This is a genomic window from Sanguibacter suarezii NBRC 16159, from assembly GCF_001552735.1.
GTDB lineage: Bacteria > Actinomycetota > Actinomycetes > Actinomycetales > Cellulomonadaceae > Sanguibacter > Sanguibacter suarezii.
Map to the genome: position 1 here is coordinate 63,679 of NZ_BCRT01000013.1, position 23,496 is coordinate 87,174.

10 protein-coding genes are annotated in these 23,496 nt (G+C 66.8%); 3 read left to right on the forward strand and 7 right to left on the reverse strand.

Annotated elements, in window-relative coordinates:
- Positions 1–3 precede the first annotated feature (3 nt).
- From SS2_RS08305 to SS2_RS08325, 5 genes are all read right to left on the reverse strand, one after another.
- Positions 4–2,250: a UvrD-helicase domain-containing protein gene (locus SS2_RS08305; protein WP_066462968.1), complete on the reverse strand. Its 2,247-nt coding sequence runs from the start codon at positions 2,248–2,250 to the stop codon at positions 4–6.
- Positions 2,250–8,717: a DEAD/DEAH box helicase gene (locus SS2_RS08310; protein WP_066462969.1), complete on the reverse strand. Its 6,468-nt coding sequence runs from the start codon at positions 8,715–8,717 to the stop codon at positions 2,250–2,252. Before SS2_RS08310 ends, SS2_RS08305 begins: the two co-directional genes overlap by 1 nt.
- A complete protein-coding gene (locus SS2_RS08315) occupies positions 8,714–13,033 on the reverse strand; it encodes an Eco57I restriction-modification methylase domain-containing protein (RefSeq protein WP_217995581.1) in 4,320 nt (1,439 codons plus the stop codon). Before SS2_RS08315 ends, SS2_RS08310 begins: the two co-directional genes overlap by 4 nt.
- A 503-nt stretch (positions 13,034–13,536) precedes the next feature.
- Entirely contained in the window at positions 13,537–16,422 is a 2,886-nt protein-coding gene (locus SS2_RS08320) for a helicase-related protein (protein ID WP_066462971.1), read from the reverse strand.
- 382 nt (positions 16,423–16,804) lie between these two features.
- On the reverse strand, positions 16,805–18,049 hold the full coding sequence (locus tag SS2_RS08325; protein ID WP_066462972.1) for a hypothetical protein: 1,245 nt from the start codon (positions 18,047–18,049) through the stop codon (positions 16,805–16,807).
- A gap of 901 nt (positions 18,050–18,950) precedes the next feature.
- Here SS2_RS08325 and SS2_RS08330 point away from each other — a divergent pair.
- The 3 genes from SS2_RS08330 (at position 18,951) to SS2_RS08340 (ending at position 21,273) form a co-directional block, all read left to right on the forward strand.
- On the forward strand, positions 18,951–19,685 hold the full coding sequence (locus SS2_RS08330) for a DUF4839 domain-containing protein (RefSeq protein ID WP_066462973.1): 735 nt from the start codon (positions 18,951–18,953) through the stop codon (positions 19,683–19,685).
- 135 nt (positions 19,686–19,820) lie between these two features.
- Entirely contained in the window at positions 19,821–20,630 is an 810-nt protein-coding gene (locus tag SS2_RS08335; protein WP_066462974.1) for a hypothetical protein, read from the forward strand.
- A gap of 268 nt (positions 20,631–20,898) precedes the next feature.
- Positions 20,899–21,273 carry a hypothetical protein gene (locus SS2_RS08340; RefSeq protein ID WP_066462976.1) on the forward strand — a complete coding sequence of 125 codons (375 nt, stop codon included), beginning with the start codon at positions 20,899–20,901 and terminating at the stop codon, positions 21,271–21,273.
- Positions 21,274–21,331: 58 nt separating this feature from the next.
- Here the strand turns inward: SS2_RS08340 and SS2_RS18235 are convergent, their stop codons facing one another.
- Both SS2_RS18235 and SS2_RS08345 read right to left on the reverse strand, forming a co-directional pair.
- Positions 21,332–22,540, reverse strand: a complete 1,209-nt coding sequence (locus tag SS2_RS18235; protein WP_369405205.1) for a DUF6011 domain-containing protein — start codon at positions 22,538–22,540, stop codon at positions 21,332–21,334.
- 576 nt (positions 22,541–23,116) lie between these two features.
- On the reverse strand, positions 23,117–23,488 hold the full coding sequence (locus SS2_RS08345; RefSeq protein ID WP_066462978.1) for a DUF2185 domain-containing protein: 372 nt from the start codon (positions 23,486–23,488) through the stop codon (positions 23,117–23,119).
- Between the last annotated feature and the right edge of the window lie 8 nt (positions 23,489–23,496).

Genomic DNA, 23,496 nt, shown 5'->3' on the forward strand with positions numbered 1-23,496 from the left:
CCGCTAACGCGACGTAGTCTCCAAGAGAGACGACGTCGCCCCGCTCCACGACACCGCCAACTCATCCCGAGCGCGCGTTGCCGCCACATAGAGCAGCGACCGTTCGCGGAGCATCGCGTCCTCCCAGGAGTCCTTGGAGTACTTCTCCGCGCGCAGCGCGGCGGGGACAGAGCCCTCGCTCACCCCGAAGAGCAGGACCCGGGAGAACTCGGTCCCCTTGCACCGGTGCATGGTCATGACGACCGGCAGGCCGGCCTTGATGCCCTCACGGTCCACAGCACGAACGCTGACACCGCGTTCACCGAGCGCGGCGACAACCTTGTCCCGGACCAGCCGGTCGCGCACGAGCACCGCGATGGTCTCTGGCGCCACGCCGGCGGCGAGCCAGTCAGCGACGACGGCAGTGGCGTGGTCGTACTCGGCTCCCAGCCCCGAGCACCCGTGCAGCGCGGGGAGAGGGCCGGATCTCGCAGACCGGTAGTCGGACGACTTCTCCGAGCCGTCATCGAGGTCCGTGTACTCCCCGGGTGCGAGCACGCTCAGCGCGAACGCGAGGTTCTGCGCGGTCGTCCGGTAGTTGAGCGTCAAGCGGCGCGAGCGCCCGACGATCTCGATGCCGTAGCGGGACAGCACAACCTTCTGCCCGTAGATCCGCTGGTGGGAGTCTTCGGCGATGAACAGGTCGTCGCGCCGCTTCTCGGGGCCCGCGAGGGCACGAAGCAGTTGCCACCGCGCCGGCGTGAGGTCTTGGCCCTCATCCACCAAGACGTGATCTGCGAGGTAGCCGCCTCCGCTCCTGAATACCGAGGTGAGGTACTCCGCGGCGACCGCGGCTGCCTCGTCGAAGTCCATCTCACGGTCGAGCGCACCATTGTTGCGGTACGCGGCCACGATCTTCCACACTGCTCGCCGGCGAGCCCGGTCGAGTGGAACCCCGCGGCCGGGTCGACGCACCTTGAGGTAACCCGCCTCCGAGGTGATACGCGAGGGAAGGATGACCGTCGCGTACTCCGCGTCGAGGAACGCCACGCTCTGCAGCTCGGGTGGTAAATCGTCCCCGTGAATGTCGAGCACCTCGGCCCAGCGGGCCGAGGCAGATCGCACGGCTCCCACCCTGGCCCCATCACCCAGAATGGTCGAGGCGGCTGTGTCGGCCGCGTCACCAGCACCCTTCAGCACGCGCGCAGCGAGCGCATCGATCCCGGCGACGTAGACCCCGCAGTCCCCCAGCATCGTGGAGACCGCGACATTCGGGTCCAGCCGGAACAGGTCACGCTTCATCGCCTCGGCAAGGTTCGTGGTGTACGTCGTGACGATCACGCGCCGGTTGTCATCGGCGAGCGCGAGCGCACGGGCACGGTGGAGCACCACGACGGTCTTCCCCGTCCCCGCTCCCCCCGACAGTCGGAACGGACCGTTCCAGCTCCCGGCGACATAGCGTCGCTGTTCGGGGTGGAGGAACACCCGCCACGCCCCGAAGTCCCCGTCGTCGATCGCCCGACGGAGCTCGTCGTTGCTCTCGATGTACGTGAACGAGAGCTTCGCGGCCGCGTGGTCGAGTCCGCGCAAGAGGGCTTCGTCCGCGTCAGCCACATCCTCGACGGGTTGGTCGAGCGCGAGGCGCTCCTGCACCTCCCCCAGACTATGTCCCGAGGCGAGGTCGATGAGCGCAAGCCCCTGCCACTCCACGGCCCGGCCGGCCAGGTCCAAGAGGTTGTCCTCCGTCGCGGCAGCGAGGGCCGCAACAGCCAGGTTCTGGTCCAGGCCCAACCGTTCGACGAGGTCTGCGACGCTCAGGCCCAGAGCCACGAGCACGGGGGTGTCATCAGCCGCAGAAGGAGCCACCTCCGGCGCGAGCGCAGCGGAGGCCGCCGGGGCAGGATCGGCAACAGATCCGGCAGCGACACCCATAGCCGCATCCGGCTCCACCGTCCGGATCTCAGTGATCCCGTTCACCGGGTTGACGCTCAGCGTCGTCTTCTTCGCCAGTGCGATCGCGTCGTCGTGAGGCCAGATCCCGTGGAAGACGTATGTCGGTTCCCCGGACCCGGTGATCTTGAACAGCACCGCACGGAAGAAGTCGTCAACCCGCCCGGTCCGCACCCGTGCGTCGACGGAGTTGTGGATCGGCTCGATGTGCAGGCCCGGTGAGGCGTCATTCTCGGTGAGCTTCTCGAGGAAGGCGTAGGCCTTCTTCTTGACCGAGGGGTCGAGCTTGTTGCTCGACTTGGACATGATGATGTTGGGCATCAGTTCTCCAGGAGTGCGGCGCTGAGCGTGGGGGCGTCGAGCGGCAGGATGGTCCAGCCTGCCTTCACCAGGTCTGCGTGATCGTCGGGCTCGAGGTCATGGTCGAGCGCCACGAGGGCGTGCGGCCAGCTCGCAAAGACCGGGATGCCACCCGCGCGCTCCTCGCCGACCTCGGGCACGGGCAGTCCCGCACGCTCCAGCGCGAGCAGCACCTCGCGTTCTTGTGCGGTCAGGCTTGAGTGCCCGCCGGCGGGCAGGTCGACCTCAAGGATCACCCGCCACTCGTGCGCCAGATCAAGATCGGCGACGACGTTGGCAGTGCCCGACGCCGAACCAGCGGCCCCGAGGTCCACCTCGCTGAGTGCAGTCACGATCGTGGTCTGCATCCGCAGGTTGATCGCGTTGGACAGGTGCAGCCACCGTTGCCATCCTGCGCGGTGGTCGCTGTCGGCCACGGCCTGCTCACGGTCATCGAGCATGATGACGAGCTCGACGTTGGACGTCTGGTCCTCACCGTGCGCACGGGCCATGAGCAGTACCGGTCCCTCGCGCCAACGCCACCCGGGCGTGGTGCCGGCGACGTCAGACTCACCGAGGAGGTGGCGGGCTGCCTGCACGTCGAGAGGTATGTCCGCGTCGAGCTGGCAGGGCTCGGCCTGGGGGGCGAAGAACCACGGCAGCGCGTCGGCCAGCTGGCGGGTGCCGGTCGTGTCGGGGTGCTGGATCCAGGCCATGAGGAACCCGATCGCTCCCCCGCGCGAGGCCTCGACGGCGGAGGGCGGGAACGCAAAGCCCGCCTCCATGAGCACCTCGACTGTCTCGGCTGAGAGCCAGGAGGGAGCAAGATCCTGCCCGACGCCGTAGCCCGGCGTCGCCTGTCCGCTCGCCTCGAGGTCGGCATGGGTGAGGGCGAGGACGACGTAGCCCTCCGCCCGTAGCCAGGCGCGCTTCTCGGCGTCGACCGCGATGATGTTGTGCGCGGGGCTGGCGTGATAGAAGTGCCCGTCGGTGAAGATCGCCACGCGCGGGACGTTGAGGTCGTCGCAGCGCAGCACGAAGTCGGGTTTGACGGGCCCGAGCGGCACCTCCGGCTCGAAGGACCAGCGGCGCTGGGCGCCGGTGATGGTGATCTGCAGGGTGTTGCCGTGCGGGCCGGGCTGTTCTTTGACGGTGGCTCCGAGACCTGCCAGGCGCTCGGTGAACAGGGCGCGGAACCGGATCTCCAAGGGAGATGCGTGGGCTCCGCTCGGTGGTTCGACGTCGGTGACTGTCCACCCGTTTCCGGCTGTGCCGGCAAGGACGGCTGCGAGGTCGTCGGCCTCGCCCGGTGTGCCGCCGAGGAGGATGTCTCGCAGGTGCCGCTCGGCGACGGTCCGCGAGACGGTGTCCGGACGGTTGCCGGCGAAGGGCAGCAGGCAGCGGTGGCAGGCCAGGCGCGCCTCCTGCGCGCACGGGCAGTCGCGGATGATCTGCCACGCTGTGGCGAGCACCTGCCACAACGTGTCCGCGTCACTGAGCCCGGCGAGGTAGCCCGTTCCACCGGGGACGGAGTCGTGCAGGAGCAGCGCCCGGGTGGTCTGACCACCCGGACCGCCCGCGGTGGCCAGGAGCGGATCGGCGATCAGGGAGACCCCGATGTGGTCTGGTGACCCGCCCAGGCGCTCACGCAGGCCTAGCATGAGAGCCGCCGACAGGCTGGGCTCAGCGAAGGAGTCAGCGCTGGTCACCGAATGTGGCAGGCGGATGACGAGTCCTTGGGTGCGCAGGCTCCGCGAGAGGATGAGGTCGACCGTGTCCTCCTGGGCGCTCGTACGGTGCACGCACCACGGACGGTGCTGGCGCGGGGTGTTGACGCCGTCCCCGGGGCTCAGGTGACCGCACGCGGTGCACACTCGGAACCCGCCGATCGGGCTCTCGACCCCGGCGATCGCGAACGTGGATCCGAGACCGGCGAGCTTGCCGGTGTTGAACCACCGCACGTCGAGGTGGCCGAGGTACTTCACGCCGAAGTCGTAGTCCTCGAGGAACCACTGCCCCACGACGGCGTCCGGGTCGATGTCCGCGGCGATGACGATGTTGTATGCCTGCCGGACGCGCTCGTCGCGTGAGTCGCTGATCGCCGCCTCGTCGCGGCGCACCTCGGCCGAGACACGGCGCAGCTCGAGGGCTTTGACCCGCTGCTTGGCGTCGGCGATGTCCGTCGACTGGCACCGCGGGCACATGGTCGGTGCCGACTGCGTGGTGTGGATCTCGTGGGCGTACCCGCAGCACGGGCACAGGGACCAGTCCCGGACGTCTTGTCCGTCGGGGCCGAGATCGACCGTGTCGACGACGATCTCCATCCCGCGGGCGTAGAAGGTGGATCCCGGCGCCAGTTCTCGGAGCGCGTTGGCTGAGGACCGTTGGTAGTCGTGGGACTCACTCTCGTAGCTGCCGGTCTCCGGGTCGATCCAGGTCAGGGCGACGTCGAGGGTGACGGAGTCGTCGAGGAGGGTGTAGTTCGGCAGGATGCCGTACTCCTCGAGAACGGCGATCCAGTGGTCGCCCCGCAGGTCCTTGAGCTGCGCTCGAAGCAACCGCAGCGTGCCCATGGCCGACTTGGCGGCCGCCTTGTCGTCGTCGTTGGCCGCGGGCAGGTCAGCGGCGGCGTTGAGCTTCGGCAACGCGTTTTCAAGCTCGGCGATCTGGTGCTTGAGGTCTTGCACGGTGAGGTTCCAGCGGGCGGAGGCCTTCTCGAGGTGCAGTCGGAGTCCGCTCCCACCAGTCTCGTCCGAGTACGTGGCCCAGCACTTCAGGGCGTCCACGGCCGTGTCGTCGAGGCCGGGGAAGGCACCGAGGAAGGTATCGAGGCGTTCCTTCGACTCGGTCTCGGCCACGGTGGCAATGTCACCGAGGAACGTTCCGCTCTCGACCTTGCCGATCGCCCCGGTGGCCTTCCTCGGGTGCGGCCGGTCGCTGTCGCGGGCGAAGGCGTCGATGAGGTGGGCGGTGTACTGGCGGCGCAGGATCTCCTCGGCGGACAGATAGGTCGCCGGTGGGCGTACCTGTCCGTTGATCATGGACAGCGGGTCGCCCAGGCGTGGCAGGTGCTCACCACGGCCCGTGACGAAGGCCAGGGACAGGGCGTTGCCGGTGAGGCGCCCGGCCCGGCCGATGCGTTGCAGGTAGGAGGCGACAGTCCGCGGCAGGGACGCGAGCATGACGGTCGAGAGATCGCCGATGTCGATCCCCATCTCGAGGGTCGGTGTCGCGACGAGCACGTTCGGCGCATCCGGGCTCAGGTGACCCGACTTGAACTCGTTCTCGTACCGCAGCCGCTCCTCGTCGTCGAGCAGGCTGGAGTGCTCTCGGGCCACGATGCGGCGCATGTCGGCCGAGGCGTAGAGGCCCCGGTAGAAGTTGTCGTCCTGGGCGGTCGGGCGCAGGTGCCCGGGGCACCGCCCGAGCATGCACGGCGCACCGCTGAGCTGGTCGTGGGCTTCCACGGTGACCGGCACCTGGTGACGGCAGGTGTCGCAGACGAGCAGGTGGCGTCCGGCAGCGAGGTCGTCGTCCGTCGTAGGATGCACGACGACGGCGCTGGCCGGGATCGCGTAGACGATCCCGGTCTTGCTGGCTGCAGAGGTCAGCACTCCCTCGCTGGTGAGCAGCTCCAGGAGCCGGCGGGCGAGCACCCCGGCGAAGTGGGTAGGGACCGACAGGGTGCGGGAGGTCCACTGGGTGTACCAGCTCTGCGGGCTGGTCACCGCGTCCAGGAGCGGATCCTTGGCTCCGGTTGCTGGTCCTGTTCGCGGGAAGGCGGGGGTGGAGCGTCCGGACGGGAAGGCGGACATACCTTGGTTCTTGGGACGTCCGCCCCACAGCCGGTACCGGTTGCCGTCCTCGGCGATGTACTTGGCGAACCATTCATGTTCGATCGCGCCGCGCTCGCGCATCCTCTCCAGGGTCCCGCGGACCCAGCGCGTGAGGTCCGCGTCAGTGGTCGAGACAAGGTCGGAATCCAGGTGTTCCTGGCCTGAGCTCTCGGTCAGGACGCGTCGCGCGATGGTCGCCAGGCGCGCGCCGGTGCCGGCCTCGACGCCGACGGCCACGGATCCGGTGGCTTCGAGGGTGCGTCCTACTCGCGAGAACAGACCGACCTCGAGGATCGCGTCGAAGAGCAGCCGACGGCGCACACGTTTGCGGACGCCGACGGGCACGGCAAGGAGCCGGTCAGCCTGCCAGAAGGGTTTGAAGCCGTCGTTGTCCACCAGGTCGGGGTGCAGCATCCGGTACCGGCGGAACGGATCGTCACCAGCCTGGCGCAGGGCCTCGTCCACCACCTCGTCGACGGAGCGGGGCATGTCACCGACCGCGGCACGGAGCACGGCGCGCAGGGTCAGCGTGTGGGAGCGGGCTTCCACAAATCCGGCGCGGTGCGCGGCGTCTTGGACGGAGTCGGTGAAGACGAGGGCCTTTTTCTCCACGGCGTCGAGCTGGGGGTCGCCGAAGAGGGTGGAGAGCGTCACGGAGAGCAGGGTGGCGATCGCGGAGCCGAGGAACCGGATGCCGTCACGCTGCTGGCAGGAGGGGCACTGGTCCCTGGTGGACAGGTCGTCGGCGTCCGGTCCTACCTGGGTGAGGACGGGCAGGATCCACCCGTCGAGCAGGTCGGGGTCGGTGTCGGCGGGCGGCGTGGGCAGGAGGGTGCGCTGGCGGACGTGCAACCAGGACAGGCCTGTTGTGTCGGCTTCCTGGCCGGGGGCGGCGAAGACGGCGTGGTCGGCCTCGCCGGGGGCGAAGAGCAGCGCGCGGAACCTGCCCTTGCGGGCGGCATGGTTGCGGCGGATGGCAGTGTCATCTGTGTGCAGGTCCGCCCCCACGGGGGCTAGCTCGACTCCCCAGCCGGAACGTCCGCAGTGGCGGCAGTACAGGGCGGGGAAGGCGGGCCGGCCCTCCCAGGCGAAGGCGTCGGATTCTCCGACCTCCACTCCCCCGTCGTCGTTCCACAGGTACTTGGTGGTTGCGGCGGCGACCCGGTCGAGCCTGCTGAGCTCGCGCACCCACAGGTGCAGGTCGACCGTGAGCGCATCTCGCCCAGAGGCCGCGCGGACATGGGAGAGCGCAGCGGTGAGGTGCACCAGCAAAGCCACGGTGCCATCTGCCGCGCCGCTCGCTTGTCGTCCTGCGAACAGCTCGTCGACGAGATCGTCGAGTGCCTGCGCGTCGGTGCTCGCCGCCACGAGCTGGTGCACGGCGGGGTGCGTCTTGGCCAGGTCGAGGAGGGCCAGGTCGCCGGCGAGGTGACTGCGCAGATCGGTCTCAGTGGTGCCGAAGGCGGCGGCGAAGAAGACCTCGGCGAGCTCGTCGCTGCTGTGCGCTGCGTCAAGGCGCGGCATGAGGTCGGCCTGGTCGAGGTCGGCGAGGGCGAGGGGAGCCAGCCCCGCGGCATGCACGCGGGCCGCAGCGGAGGGGTCGGCCCACTCGTCGAGGGTGAGCCGGGACTCCCCCACAACCATCGTCGCGTCGAAGGTCTCACCGAAAACGGTGGTCGCGAAGTCGAGCATGATCTGCGGGTCGCCCTTGTCACCCAGCGTGGCCGACGTGGCGACCGGGGTGATGCGTCCGAGGGGGCGGGCGCGGTCCTCCGGCGTCAGCCCATGTTCCGCCAGGCTGGCGTCGTCCGTAGGCCAGGCGGCCTTGAGGGTGATGCCCAGGCGCCGGAGCAGCATGGCGACGTCGGTGCCCTGGGCACCGTCGTAGGTGTGGAACTCGTCGAGGACGAGGTACTGCAGGGACGTGGCGCTCTGCTGCCAGAGTGCGCTGTCCTCGTGGCGGAGCAGGAGCTGGTCGAGCATCTTGTAGTTGGTGAGCAGGATGTCCGGCGGGGTGTCGCGGATGACGGCGCGGTCGGTGATGAGACCTTCGGCTGTGACGACGGTGCGGACCTCGTCCTGCTGCCCGGTGTACAGCGCGGCGGTGATGCCGGCGAGCTCGGGCCGGGTGGCGATCAGGCCGGCCAGGCGGGTGGCCTGGTCGTTTGCCAGGGCGTTCATCGGGTAGAGGATGAGCGCCTTGATCCCAGGCACACCAGTGCGGCGGGCGCGCAGCACGTGGTCGAGGATCGGGAAGAGGAACGCCTCGGTCTTGCCGGACCCGGTGCCGGTGGTCACCAGGGTTGGTTCGGGTCGGCGCGGGATGCCCGCGGGGGTGATGCTCACCAACCGGGTGAAGGCCTCGGCCTGGTGCCGGTAGGGCGGGTACGGCAGCTCCCAGGAGAGCAGCCGTTCCCAACCCGGTGCCGCCTGCTGGAAGGGCAGGCGCAGGCGGAGGTAGGGACCCTTGAAGATGCCCGACGACGGCTCCGTCAAGAAGTCGTGCAGGGCGCGTCGGGCGTCTGCGTCGGCGAGGGCGAAGGTCGTGGTCAGGTAGTCGAGCAGGCCGGCCTGGATCTGCTCGGCCTGACGGGTGGGGAGCAGCTCGCTCATGCCTGCGTCACCTGCAACTGTGCGAGCTGACCCTGGGCTGCCGGGCTCTCGGCGGAGTCGTTGTGTGCGGCCAGGATCCGCTCGAAGTGGGCGTAGGCCGTCCGCATGTCCGCCTCACGGTCGAGGAAAGCGAAGGGCAGCTCGTAGACGTAGGTAGTGCCGGATGGGTTGGTAGCTGTGCGCTCCTCGAGGGTGAGAGCGTCGCCCTTCTTGCGCCACGGGGTGCGGACGGCGGTAGGGACGAGGCGACCGTTGGCGTCGTAGAGGTAGTCGTTGCGGTCGTAGCCGGCGAGGACCGGGAACTGGGTGCGGTAGATCGAGCACAGCTCATCGGCTGAGACGCCGAGCATCAGCGCGACGATCGCGTCGATCTCGACGAGAGCTTGACGGCGGTCGATGGCACGGCGGAGGGGGGTCTCGGCGGTCCAATGGAGGCCGACCTTGCCCAGAGCCTCGGGGAAGCTGTGGTCCATGTGATCGCCTAGAGCCCACTGATCGCGGGTAAAGGCTCCGTCATAGGCGTCTCCCCATAGGTCTGCGTAAGCGTCACTCACGCAGTTCAAACGAAGTGACCTCAAGCGTAGATGGGCGCTGAGCAAATGATCATCAACATAGGGCAGTCTGCTTGCAGAGCCGGATCGGATCGTCGATTTGGGCGCTACCCGGATCGCAAAGTCACTGAGCAAAGCCGACAGAAATCCGACGATTCCAACGAGATCAGCAGCCGTCCCATCAGGTAGGCCTGCCGAGTAGATTCCATCTACGTGCGCAGCGCCTGGTGGAATCACCGATGAGATCAATGTGCGTTCACCAGTGTTGGCCGCCATGCAGCGCCACGCGACGCGGTAGTGGTCTCGGGCGGGGTTGGGGTCTTCTTCGGTGCCCCAGTCGGTGTAGGCGACGTCATAGTCGTAGTCGTCGCCCGCGCGCTTGTAGGACGTGACCGGGATAGCGTCGGGCGCCAGGACTTCAAGATCGATTGCTGACCAATCTCGCTGGTTAAGCATCGACGGATTCGGCGACTTATAGGATGGGTTGCCGACAAATAGATGCGACCCCTGCAGGATCACGTCATCCCAAGAATCCGGCGCCCCCCAGCACTTCACGAAGCGACCATTTCCAAAGTCGGTTGTCTCATTCCACCCTTGAGAGAACTTCAACTCGAGCGCGCCGATGCGCGGCGCTTTTGAGAGTTTCATAAGCACGTTGGAGGCCGACAGGTTGACGGCGTAGAGCATGCGAGACTGCACGACCGGTACGCTCTCCGATTCAAGAACAGCATGCCATGTGCGTAGGACCGCTTCATCCGCCGTTATGAGCCTACCGGCATGCGGCCGCTGATCCCAGTTCCCCTCAGAATCTTTGATTCCAGGTTCGGGACCAGAACCGTCATGCGCAAACGACCGACTCACCGTATCCGGATGATACAGAGAGACCGAATGCAAAAAGCGCACAACTTCTCGCTCGATCCCGTATACGTTCACGCCGTAGGTCTTCTGATTCTGAATCTCAAAGAGCCCCAGTTCGTTGATGAACTGCCAATGCCGTCGCATGCGCCTATAAACCCGGGAACGAAGGACGCCCGCCTTTTCGTCGGTAAAGTGCGATTCTAGGTGAATCAGAGCCTGGATACCCCTAGGCGATCCATGACGCCACACTTGCTCCATAAAGACTCGATATAAGTCGGGTCGCAGACCAATCAGATACGGGTATGTCGTATCGTCTGAAACAAACCCACGTGTCGCAGTGGCAGAAGCTAGTGCGTCGAGGTAATAGTTCACCGCTCCCGGGAGGGCCAGAGTTTCCTGACGCAGCCCCAACGCCTCCGCGGTCGGGATCTTGTCGCGGAGTGCCCATTCGACGTCGTACTCCCCGAGCGCCGCCTTCTCGTCCCAGTCCGGCCGCACCCACGGCGGGTTTCCGACCTGGAGGTCGAACCCGCCGCGGGCGAAGACGGTGGCGAAGTCGAGCTCCCAGTGGAAGAAGCCCTGCTGGGCGGCGATCCGCTCGGTGACCTGAAGCCATGGGTGACGGGTCAGCACACCCTCGACGTCGCGGGCGCCAGCGAAGCCTCGCTCGAGGTTCTCCGCCTCACCCAGCTCGTCCCAGCTCAGGCTGGAGCCGAAGGTCGCTGACTGGCGGCGCTTGGCCAACGCCGACTCCGAGTGGGACCCGAGGAGCTCCTGCAGCCCGGCGATCCACTGATCGACCGTGGGCGGGTTGACGAGGAGCTCGCCGTCGTCGGTGGTGACTCGGCGGGCGTCGTCGGTCAGTGGCCAGAACCACAGGGCGCACCAGGCGTCCATGACGCGCCGCAGGCGCTGGTAAGAGCCATCTCGGTCGGCGAGCGCCTGCTCGATCTCTTCTCGGGTCACTGCCGGGCCGGCGTCAGTCCCGGAATCGGCCGGGTCCCTGCCCCACACGTCGATGGAGCGGCGGACGGCGTCTTCGGCGATCTGGCGGCGGCGCAGGGCCAGCTGCCACAGCTCCTCGACGCGGTAGCCGAGGATGACGAGGGCCTCGAGCTGCTTCTTGGTGGGCTTGGCAAGGACGGACTTGCGCCAGGTGTTCAAGGCTGCGCGGGCGTCCGGGGCGAGGTCCTTGGCTTCCTTCGCTTCGGTGGCCGAGCCCCATCCGGCGGCGGGGAGCAGGAAGTGGTGGATCCGGCCGGAGACCTCCGGGCCGACGGCGCCCGCCTCGGCGTCGGCGGCCAGGGACACCATGTTGGCCTCAGCCGCGGCGTTCTTGAACCAGGCTTTGGAGTTGACCTGCTCGCGGGAGTAGGTCGCGCGGCGAGCGCCGATGAGGGAGTTGCCTCGGCGCAGGTGCAGGCCGAACCACGGTGCCTGGAGGCCGGCGACCATGGTGTCGAGCCAGAGGGAGATCTCGGCGAGCTCGACTGCGGTCGCGTTGAGGTCGACTCCGTAGACGTTGTGCAGGGCGATGTAGGCCTTGGTGCGTTGCAGCTCGATGGGGTAGGCGTCGGGGTCGATCTTCTCGCCGAGCTCGCGCTGGCGCTTGGTGAGGTACTGCTCGGCGAGCTGGCGCACGGCCTCGATCGCGAACGCCCCGGAGCCCAGCGCGGGCTCGCAGACGCTCATCGACAGGATGTCCTCGGCGGTGTGCTCGTCGGTCACGAGCTCTTCGAGGGCCTGGCCCACGGTGAAACGGGTCAGCACCTCGGGGGTGTAGTAGGACGCAGACTGCTGACGGTCACGGCCGGCCAGGCGGTAGACGAAGGTCCCCGCGCGGTGGCGGACGGCCCTCTCCTCCCCCGTGGCGTCGACCTTCTCCATGACGAAGTCCTTCTCGGAGATGCCCGCGCTGCGGGCGACCGGGACCACCCAGGAGCCCTTCTCCGCGTCGCCGCCCTTGGCCACCTCGAAGAGGTCTTCGGTCGCGAAGAAGCCCGTGTAGCTCATGAGGCCCTCGTAGACCGCGCCGAGCTGGTTGATGCCGAGCTCGGCGTAAGAGATGAAGCCACGGTCCTTGCCGCGTGACTCCTTGCTCAGCAGGAGCTTGCCCAGGACCTGCTGGAGGGCCAGGTTGCCCAGGCTCACCTCGTCGATGAGGGCGATCGCCTCCGGACGGAAGAGGTCCGCGCGCAGGCTGTTGAATTCGAGCCCTTCGGCGACCACCCCGCCTTCCGCGGCCTCGTCCTCAGTCGAGGCGGTACTGTCCCCCCGCTGGGTGCCGTGACCGGCGTCGACCAGGCGGAACAGCACGCCGAGGGAGTCAAAGAGGTGCGTCCCATTCTCGGCGTTCGGGGTTGCGAGCTTGACCAGGGTCAGGTCACGCAGGCGGTCGATGCTGTATCCCTGCTCGTACTCCCCGGCTCCCACCGGCAGGACCTTGAGCTCGGGGGACGCCTCGGCGTAGAGCAGGAAGAGGATACGGTAGAGGTAGCGCAGCGACTGGGTCGCGAGCACCTGCCCGTGGGATGCGTCGAGCGGGTCCAGCCCTTGTACCGTGCGCCGGGCCAGCACCTCGTTCGCGATGATCTCGATCGAGCGGCGCACGCCCTCCCGCAGATCCTTGGACACCCCGACGGTGTGCTTGACCGAGGCCTCTTGGACCGCCGACCACCAGATCACGCCGTCGGCGTCGGGCGCGAGGGACTCCGCGTCTACGCAGGTGAGCGCGCGGTCGAGCTCGCCGCCGCGCTTGGTGTCGTTGCGCTCGGCGACCAGCTGCAGGTCGACTGCCAGGTAGCGTCCCTCGGGCCAGCGTTCCTTGTCGGTGATGAGCATCCACCGGCCGGCCAGCACCAGGGCGAAGTCCGGGCCGTCGTCGCGCACGAAGAATGCCGAGAGCAAGCGCGAGACGGAGGTGATGGCAGGTGCGTCGTCGCTCGCGTAGGGCTCGAGGAGGGTGGGGGCGTCCTTCTCCAGGAGCGCCTCGATCGCCGCGACCGGGCGTGCGGCGACGAGGATGAGCGGGGCACTGTCTGCGACACCTGGGGTCGAGACCATCAGGACGCCGGAGTCATCCACGAGAGTCCTCCCGGGGCCGGCGTACCCCAGCAGCGTGCGGAGACGGGCGTAGACGTCGCGCACGTCGTCGACGCTGACGGCTAGGCCGCCCTCAGGGGTGAGCAGGCCACCCAGGAGCGTCTCCACCTCGCCGCGGGCCGCGGTGAGGGCCGCCCGGGTGGACGGGGGCTGCGTGGACTGCTGCCCGGACTGGCTCTGCGCGGCCTCGTCCCACGCCTTGCGGCGCTCGAGCACCTTTGCCTGGAAGGACTCCTTCGGCGCGTCGGTCGTGAAGTAGTGCTCGGAGATCCAGTCCTCGCCGATCACCAGGGCATCGCTGGCCGCCATCAGTTCATTCCTTCATTCGTCTCGACCGGGTGGTCCATCGGGACCACGACCACCAGGGGGCGCACCAGGCGCTGCGCGGGAGCCATCTGCTCCACCAGCTCACGTTCTTTCTCCACGCTCACCCGACGGTCCTTGAGGTCCGAGCGTTGGACGAGGGCGTCGGCGTCGTTCTCCCACTGCTTCAGGCGCTGCGACCAAGCGGCCACGCGCTGGGAGGCAGCCGAGGACGCTGCAACGAAGAGCTGCTCCATCTCGTCCTGGGCCGCCCGGACAGCGGGGGCGACGAGCGCGGTGAGCAGGTCCGCGTCTGCCACCGGGCCGTGGTTCGCGCGACGCTCGTGGAGGCCGACGGACTCGAGCATCTCCGCGGGCGAGGAGAACTGGGTCTGCAGCGCGAAGGCGGTGTTCGCAGGGTTCGGGAACTCCACCGAGGCGAAGGACGACGCGACCATCTGCCCGCGCTTGTTCGTCAGCGTGCCGACCAGCAGCACCGTGGGGTAATCGACCGGGCCACGCACCGCGAAGATCGAGTCGCGGTCCAGGCGGGAGAGCGCCCGGTCAGCTGCCCAGTCCAGGACCGGGTGCAGGCCGCCCAGGTAGTGGGCCTCCGGCCAGGTAGACCCCTCGTCCTGCAATGCCCGGGCGAGAGTCTCCTTGCCACGCACCTTCGTGACGGCGAGCATGAAACGCTCGGTGACCTTGCGCTCGGCGAGGTAGCTCTGCGGCAGGTCGTCGAGACGCCGGGCCAGGTCCGGCGGCGGAGTCAGCTCGACCAGAGCGTGCCCAGGGTGCTCGGTCCAGCCGACCCCGCCGGGCAACGGGCGCGCCGGGGCGGCATAGGACTCGGTGAGCGCGTCGCGCAGGAAGCTCAGGTGGTCGGGGTACAGGCCGGTCGTGCCGGCGTGAATCAGGCTGGGCTGCGCCGCCGGCGCCGCGCTGGCCGCGGCCGGCTTGTTCAGGCGCGCGAAGAGCCCCGCGACGGTGTTCTGGGAGGCGACCTGGTCGGCATCGTGCACCACGGACTCGAGGGTGACCTCACCGGCCAAGACCTTACGGATCGCCGTCTCCTCCGCGTCGACGTCGTACTTGCCCATGAGCGACGCCGCGTCACCCAGCGCCCGGTGAGCCTCGTGCTCCTTCTCGATGAGCTTGGTGAGCACTCGGACGTCGCCGGAAAAGTGTCCGCTCGTCGGCTCGAGCAGCAAGGACGTGATCTGCGGGGCATGGCGCTGGCCGTACCGGTCGATGCGACCGTTGCGCTGCTCGATGCGGATCAGGCTCCACGGGATGTCAAAGTGGATGAGCTCGTGGCACTGCAGGTGCAGGTTCACCCCCTCCGACGCGACGTCACCGGTCACCAGGACCCGGATGTCAGAGGAAGCCTGCTTGAAGGACTCGATGATGGCCATCTGCTCGACGTCGGTCAGCCCACCGTGCAGCACCTGCACCTGGTCAGCGGACATCTTGAGGTCCTTGCGCAGCCGGTCGCGGAGCCAGTGGAGGGTGGGGACCCGCTCGGCGAAGATGACCGCTCGTTCCGGTGAAGTCTTCGAGACGCCAATGCGGCGCAGCTCGTCGAGCAGCGCGTCGTACTTCGCCGAGGTCCCCTGTTCTGCGGTTGTGCTCAGTGCGCGCAGGCGCTCCAGCGCGTCCTTCTCCTCGTTGGTGTGACCGGGTGCAGGCTTGATGCGCTTGAGACGCTCGGTAGCCGTTGCTGTGAGAGCGGCCGGCGAGGAAAGGAACGCCTTGGCGAGGGTCCACGGGAAGAGCGAGTTGTTGGACCCGGGCGCACTGCCAGAGGAAGGGTGCAACCACGTGTCGCTCAGCTCGGTGGCGATCGCGTCCTCGATGGCGGAGGCCTGAACCAGGCGGTTGACCGGCTCCTTGCGCGGCGCCCATGCCCCACCCACAACCTTGGCCACCTCGGGGCTATTGCGGTGACGGCGCACCACGAGGCGCTTGACCTCGTCCTCGATCACCGTGCCGTCCGGAGCTACGGCCGTCGGCTCGAGCAGCCGGATGAGCTCGGCGAAGGACTGGGCCTTGCCGTTGTGCGGGGTCGCTGAGGCCAAGATCAGTGCCTCGGTGTTGGGCGCGAGGATCCGGGCGAGGCGGTTGTTCTGGGCCGAGGAGTTCGTGATGTTGTGCGACTCGTCGATGACGACCGCGTCCCATCGCTGCTTGCGCAGGTGCTGGATGTACTTCTCAGACTTCAGCGTGTCGATCGAGATGATGACCCGCTTGTAGAAGGCAAAGGCGTTGCGCGTGGCCGGGAGCTTCTGGCGGATGCGCTGGATGCCCTGGCTGTCAAGCCGGATGAACGGCAGCGCAAAGCGCGACCACATCTCGTGCTGCATCTGCTCGAGCACGTGGCGTGGGGTGACGATGAGGATCCGGTCGCCGCGGCCACGGCGCACCAGCTCGGAGAGGATCATGCCGATCTCGAGGGTCTTGCCCAGGCCCACGGCGTCGGCCAGCAGGATGCGGGGGCGCAAGTTCGAGGTGTCGAGCGCCTTACGCACCGCGATCCGCTGGTACTCCAGGGGGTCTGCGAGCGCGGCGTCGGCCACGGTGAGGGAATCGTCGTCGAGCGGGATGGCGGTCTTGCGCAGGGTCGACTCGAGCCAGAGGCGGGCCCTGCGGTACTCCGAAGACGCATCGGCCTTGACCGAGGTGGCTGACGGGTCAAAGGGCACGATGGTGTCGAGGCTCGCGTAGAACATGGCGGTGGTGTCGCGGACCAGCTCGGAGAGGCCTTGGACCTTGATGAGCGGGCCGTCGGCGGTCTGCTCGACCCCGGTCACCAGCCAGTCCTCGTCGCGGACTCGGACGACCGAGCCGGGGGCGACGGTCAGCTCGGGGGGGGGATCGACAACTGCGCTCATGCGTGCGTTCCTTGCTGTGATGACGCCGGTGCGCCGTCTCTCGTGATCTACGTCGCCCGGCGGAGGACTGCAAGAGGCTGTTCGCCGAGAGCGTTCACCGGCACTCTATCCACCTGGGGTCGCAATGGAGCTCAAGTACGTTGAGCGGGAGTCGGTTTCTGTCTTCTTTCACCCCATCTGCCGGTGAATGCTGCAACGTGATGTCGGCGGCATACTTGGGCCCTTAGCCGAGCCGCCGATCTCGCAGCCATCCGAGAGGGCCTGAAGCGCCTAGGTGGTCAAGGTGACGTGGTGCCTGAGGTCTCCACGCCTACCTCAGGCACGGCTCAGCTCAAAAGGAGCCGTCACAGACAGGGCTCCTGATGGAACTCGGGTGGAAGCACTACAGCTCCAGCTGGGCGAGCGCGTGCGCATCACGCATGGCAGTGGCCGTCGCCGGCGGTGACAGCTCCAAGGCGGCGCTGACATCCGCGCGGGTCGCTCCGCCCGCAAGAAGCTCTGCAGTCCGACGCGCCCGTTCAAGCCTCGTCGTGTTCGCAGCAGGATGCTGATAGAACTTCCCGTCCGACAGGAGCTGCTTCACGCTCTCAAGTCCCACCTCGAGGCGCGCGCCGATCTCCTGCCGTGACATTCCTTGAGCCTGCAGTGCCACCGCCAGCGCTGCGCGTTCGACGCGCTCGGAGCGGAGCTTGTTGTTGAAGTCGGGCGAAGGCGCGCCGGCGGCATCATCGATGAGGCGCCTCTCAGCGCGCACGAGCCGTTCGATGCTCCTGTGGGGGATGCCTAGCAGAGCGGCTATCTGGGCATAGGTGCGACCTTGAGCGCGCAAGGCCATCATGTCTGTCAACTGTTGGGCTCTTAGAGCCTTCGTGGCTTCTCGTTGCTCTGCCTTGTCTGCGGCAATGAACGCCTTGATGCGCCGGCGCAGGAGCCGCTTGGCGTACCGGCGCTGGCTGGCGAGGGCGCGCCGGTCGAGGACATCCTGGCGCACGTATACATGGTGCCAGACCGGGACGCCAGAAGCTTCCGACAGACCAGACTGCGTTGACCAGGTCAGCTCAGGTGCGAGGTCCGAGCGCGTGCGGAGTGCACGGACGACCGGGGTGGAGTACTCGAACCAGCAGTCTTCAGCCATCTCCTGCCTCTCCTCCGCGGTGAACGTCGCTACGACGCGCTCGTGGGCTTCTCGCAAACCCACGAGGTCAGCCAGGACGATGCGGTCCTCGAGGTCGGGGCGGGTCCACTGCAGTCCCCGCGGCGTCTCACCATCGGGGTCGCTGCCCGGGGCGATGGCTCCTGCGGTGAAAACTGCGTAGCCAGCACGGTTGAGGCCGGTGACGATGTCGTGGAACCACGCGGCTGTATCGGAGTGGATGTAGGCGCATCGGAGCCCGTCGACGTCGAGGGCGACGGCACGGTTGTCGTGGGGGTTGCCCGGTTCGGGGACGAGTTCGATTCGCACGGCTTGCCCGACGTGGAAGTGGGCCAGGGCCTCTTGGTGGAAGGAGGACCCGGCCGCAAAGGTGGGGATGGCGTCGGCGTAGCTCGGGCAGAGCACGTCGAGGTCGAACGTTGCGGGTGGTCGCTCGTACTCGCGAGGGTCGCGCTGGTAAATGGCGGGATGCACTTAGCGATCATTCCTCATGCGTACGGCCCCGCTGGCATTGGCGTGTGTGGCGTCTGTCGCTTGCTTGCAGCCACCGGGTATTCGGTGCTGGCGAGATCGAAGAGCGCCACGTTCTCAGTGCCGGCTACCCTGCCTTCTCGACGCTGACCATGGTCCGGGTGCCCGCATACTCCGAAGAGCCGGACCTGAGCGGACCTGAGCAGCCAGACCCAGGGCTTCGGGGCGAAACCCTATCCGCATCAGGTCCCAACCTCACCGAGCGTGGCGTCGATGTGAGCGGCAGAGTCGGAGAAACCTCCTCCGCACTGCGGTTCCACGTGCCGAGTCAGTTGAACTCGATGCTTCCGCGGGTCCAGTCGACGATTTTCGCGGTGGTCACGCCGACGTCGCCTGGTCCCACCTCTGAGCACCGCGGACCCCGTGCTGCGGTCAGCTCACCTCCCCAGCACGCTCGGCTGCTCCTCGAAAATCTCGAACCTTGGGTCGACTGGCTCGCCGGCCAATACACGCTCGACCACCGGATCATCCCCATGCTGGGCAACACTGGGAAGTCATCGAAGATCTCGCCGCCGCCCTACACTCCGCCTGGCAAGACGCCTACGCCGAGACCTCCCAGGTGACGCACCCCTCACCTGGCACGAACACTTCACACCCGCACGACAACGACTCACCGACTGGGTCGCCCGCACCGGCTGCCGAGCCGCTGAGCATCGCGGACAACAACCTCCAGAGAATCGACGCCCAGTCAACACGCTGTCATCGACATCTTGAGAATGAGCCGGCGCGACGCCCTACCGCGACTCTGACGAGCCACCAGAGGCCCTTTGGGGGATGGAGCCAGGCAGGAGCTATGCTCACGATCGTCCACGAGTGATGAGCCTGATTGGGGTCGGGGAGCCGCATGGCTGACGACGTGAAGTATGAGTTGAAGACCGTGCGGACGATCCGCGGCACCGAAGCCAGGACGACGGCAAAATGGGAGAAAGACGGCTGGGAGTTCGTCACCCAAAACCAAGGGGCATTGCAAACACAGATCAACTTCCGCCGCCCGAAGGCGAAGACGCCGTGGCGACTACTCGCCGTGTCGGGAGGAGGCGTCCTGCTCCTGATCATCCTCGCCGTCACCATAGGCGCGATCCAGGGCGAAGACGACAGCCCCAAGCCAACCACATCTCCGACCGAGAGTGCCGTCGCACCGAGCGAACAGCCCACCGTGGAACCGGAGCCGAGCGAACCGGCCGAAGAAGATGTGCTGACTGTCGAGAACAATGAAGACTTAGCAACTCTCTTGGCGGGACCGGATCAAGGCCCCGCGGTTGAGGAATTTGCAGCCAAATACAAGGGCAGGGTCATCGAGTTCGATGGCAACATTGGCGCGATGGCCCCTCATGGCGACGCCAAGACACGATACGACATCTTGATTTCATATGGTGACTACAGCGAGACCCACTCATCGGGAGGGCCCAACTTTCAATTCCGCGACGTCAATACCACCTATGACCTGCACCTCACCGGCGCAAACATTCCGGACTCAATTGGCGTTGGAGACAATATCCGCATCGCCGCGCAGGTCGGAGAATTCAACGCCGACAGCCTTCTCTTCTACCTAGAACCAATCTCTACTCAGTTCCGATAGTCTGGGCATTCGTACGTTGCCGATTGCTAAACTTCTCAGACATCTCCCGTGGGGCGCAGGAGCGGAGTGCGGCGCTGGTCCTGTCGTCGCGCTCTCCAGCGATGGCATTGAGGTAGGGCCGACGACTGCTCGTTCATGACCGGCCTCGACGAGATGCACGACGCCGCCACAGCGCTGACCCTTGGCGCACCGGCACCCTCGCGCCGTCTCGACAGCACTGGGCCGATCCGCCCCGCCGTGCGGACCTTCGACCCGCTCGTCGAGCTCACCGACCACATGCGCGCACTGCGCCAACGGGCCTGGGCACTCGTTGCTACCCCGAGCTACGAAATCGCACCGCTGCAACGCTTCGCCGCGCTCGGCCTCGCAGTCCACGTTCGAGCTGCCCAGTTTTACGCAGGCACTGACCTGCCCGTACGCGGCGGCGATCATCAACGCGTCGCCAACGTCCTCATGCACCGGGCCGCCGCGTGGCGTGACCTCGCGGACGCGCTGTACCCCGTGCGCAGCATCGACCCTCGAGACTCCCTCGGCGGCAAGGAGATCGCCCGTTCGGCAATGCTACTGGCTCAGTGCGCCGACCTCCACACCACGCCCGCCCCTGGCGGACAGGTCACCGCCCGCCAGCAACGGACAAAGCAAGCAGTCAACGGGGCCCTCTCCCTCATGGGCGACATCACCGCCTGGAACGCCCGCACCTTCGACGCCCTGGCCCGGTCGAACCAACTCTTCTTACCTGCCCGCGACCTCAAGCGCGACGACCTCAGCCAGAACGTCACTGCAGCTGCCGCCGCGCTCGTCGGCGGCTATGTCGCACTCCAGGCGGGCGAAGTCGCACAGATCGCGGACACCTACAACGCCCTCGGTAGTGCGGACCGCCCTGCCCTGGCCGCCCGAACGGGCCAACGCCGCACGCTCGAGCGCTCCCATGCCCCATTCCCTTAGTACCGCACTTCGGCGAGCCTCCAAGGAACTCAACCTTCCCGCCCAACGCGCTTCAAATAACGCTGGCCATCGGATTTCCGGCTCTTCACAAACGAGGGCGTAGTCGGGATCTGAATCCGCCGGTCTCCAGAAGTGATTTGGCGACGTAGTGGGTGAGGTTTCGGAATCCGAGGGCGGAGCCGCGCAGGTGCTCGAGTCGGCCGCCATCTAGGTCTTGCGACTGTGCTAAATTGCGTCGCACAGGGACTCGGTGATAGTGGAGGTTGGCATGAGTGACACGAGCAAGGCAGTCGGTGGGCTGCTTTTTGGATTCCTGAAGGTGCCGCTGATGCTGGGCGGACTGGTCACCGCAGTAGTCGGCCTGTTCCAGCAGAACTCGCTCGTATTCACAATCGGCGTGGCGGCGCTCATCCTAGGGTTCGTTGTCCAGGCCATCGACAGGGCCGCCCTTGCGAAGACGTGTGACGCCTGGGCGCGAGAGGCTGTCGAGGGTGCGGGGCCGGTTCCTCCTCGTGATACTCAGCTCAAGATCTTGCGTATGGTCGCTGCCGGTGAAGGTGTCGGAGGCGACGTCGAGGGGGTGTTCAAGGCGACGTGCCGCCTTTGGGCCGCCGATCAGAGCGAATCCCCTGCCACGTCATGAGTAGACCTCTTCCGCGCCTGCGCGGAGTCGTGGTGAGCCGAGGATCTGCCCCGCAGCTCTAGCGAAGCCCCACCCACTCTTCCCACGCTGAGAGCTGTAGTGGAGCTACCCAGTGTCCAGAGTCGGTGTAGGCAATCTCCTGCGACCGCCCCGAGAATGGTGAGTCAGCCATCTCCGGGTATAGGTCAAGTAGCCTCTCCCAACACAGCGGGCCATACCCGCGGAGGGCGCTTTCCGGGTCAGTGAGCGGTTGTCCGCACTCGAGGCAAGTTCCAATCCGCGGACCGCGCGGGTAGCCACCACCCCCATCCCCACCCTCGAATACGTCATATTCAGCTAGAGGAGCGATGTCGAACTCAACCTCCACCCGAGCAGACAAGCGCAGGCCAGCTATCTGCGTCAACGTCAACAGTGCCTCCATTGCAGCACCCGGGGAGGTGGTGGCGAAGATATTGAGCGAGGGCTGCCCCGTAGCAAACTCGCAGGCATACGTCCGGGTGGCAGGGCGACCAAGGGGGCTCGTGATCTCAGGGTCCCAGAACCACCAGTCGCCTGTCTCCAAGTCGGATCGCTGACCGTCTGTCAGATCACCGATATACGCCACGACTAGTGCTGTCGTGTCATGGATTTCAACGGCCGCGCAGCTAACGACGATCGGAGCCCTCGACGGCAACGGCACAGTAAGTCGTAGGGCGCGGAAGATGCTTGTCTGCAGGGTCGACTCGATCAACGGGCCGCCGCGACGGACTTCAACTCCAGATAGGCGATGAGTCGAGGATGCGGTCACCGGAGAGTCGGTGTCCTCGGTTGGCGTTGACCGTGGCGCGATTTGAGGAAGGTGCCAAGGGTCGACGAGCGCCAGCTGCCCGTTGGGCAGAACACGAAGTTCCCCTTCATCCAACATTCGCCCGGCGACCGCCTGAAGTGCGGCTGGAACGAAGGCGTCGGTGCCGAACCCTCTTGTCGGCCCTACATTCACAGACAGGCTACTCGTCGAGTCCCATGGCGCCGATCGCCTAGTGAGGTCCGAGACGATGGCCGTCGCGATCTCGACACCAAATACGGCGGCCTGGTCGAGATAGAGCCTGTCTCCGTCCCTGGTGATGTGCGGGTCGGTCTCCACCAAGCGCACCAGGTTGCGCAGCACGTCCACTTCAAGCGCTCGCGCCAGGTGCTCACGCAGCTCTGTCTCTGTGAGGGTCTCCGCCCGCCCGAAAGCCGTACGGTATGCCCTGCGCCAGGCGCGTATCTGTGGCGACTCCAGCATCTCAGTGCTCGAACTTCAGAGTCGGCACCCACACGGGATCATCGTTCACGTCATGCCGTCCTGATGGTCGATGTCTTGCGTTCTACAAGCATCGGCATGCCACGCATCACGCTTGACCCTGGGCGGTGCTGCTTCTTGGCATCATGCCGGACGTCGGAGACCCGCCGCAGACCAGTCTCGGACGACCCGCGCGCGGAAACGGGGCTTGAGGTTGGCGGCAACTCGCAGAGGCAGCCTCCTCGTTGCCTGAGAAGCGGGGCGAAGGCTTCACTGAGGGCGTGAAGCAAGGTAGCCAGCCGGGTTGGTGCGGAACCCGCAAAGTGCATCGTTATCAAATCGTGTCCACCCGCGTCCACCCCAGACTTAGGCCCCCAGTTAGGCCCCCAGGGCCCCTTCAGACGCGAAAAAGGCCACCACCGCTTTCGCGGTGATGGCCTCCGACCTGCGTAAACGCTGGTCGGGATGACAGGATTTGAACCTGCGACCCCTTGACCCCCAGCGCACCCGACCCGATGTTAGACCCTCGCCTGAGGAACTATCCCGAGCGTCAGAGCCGACTCTCTCGGCGGCGAGTCGTTAGCCGCGGTCTCTCATCGCGGGTGGGACGAAGAAGTTCTCGGCAGGGATCTCTCGGCCAGTGGCCGTGTCGACGACCTGGATGCCTCTGCCGTCGTCGACGATCTGCAGGTCGGATCCGACGGGGAAGTCATAGATGCCGATCAGCGCCGGCTCGAGAGCGCAGACCGCGTTGAAGTCAGCCACCTGAAGGTTCGACGGGTCAGCGAGGTACGCCTGCGAGTCGATGGAACTAAAGATCCGCCACCCGTTGTCGGCCGGGACCTGGGACGGCACACGGACCATCCACCGCACCCGGCCCGCACCGGACATCACGTTCTTGGACACCAGGCACGCGCCCGCCTGGGGGATGAACTCAGGGTAACCAGTCATTTTCGGGG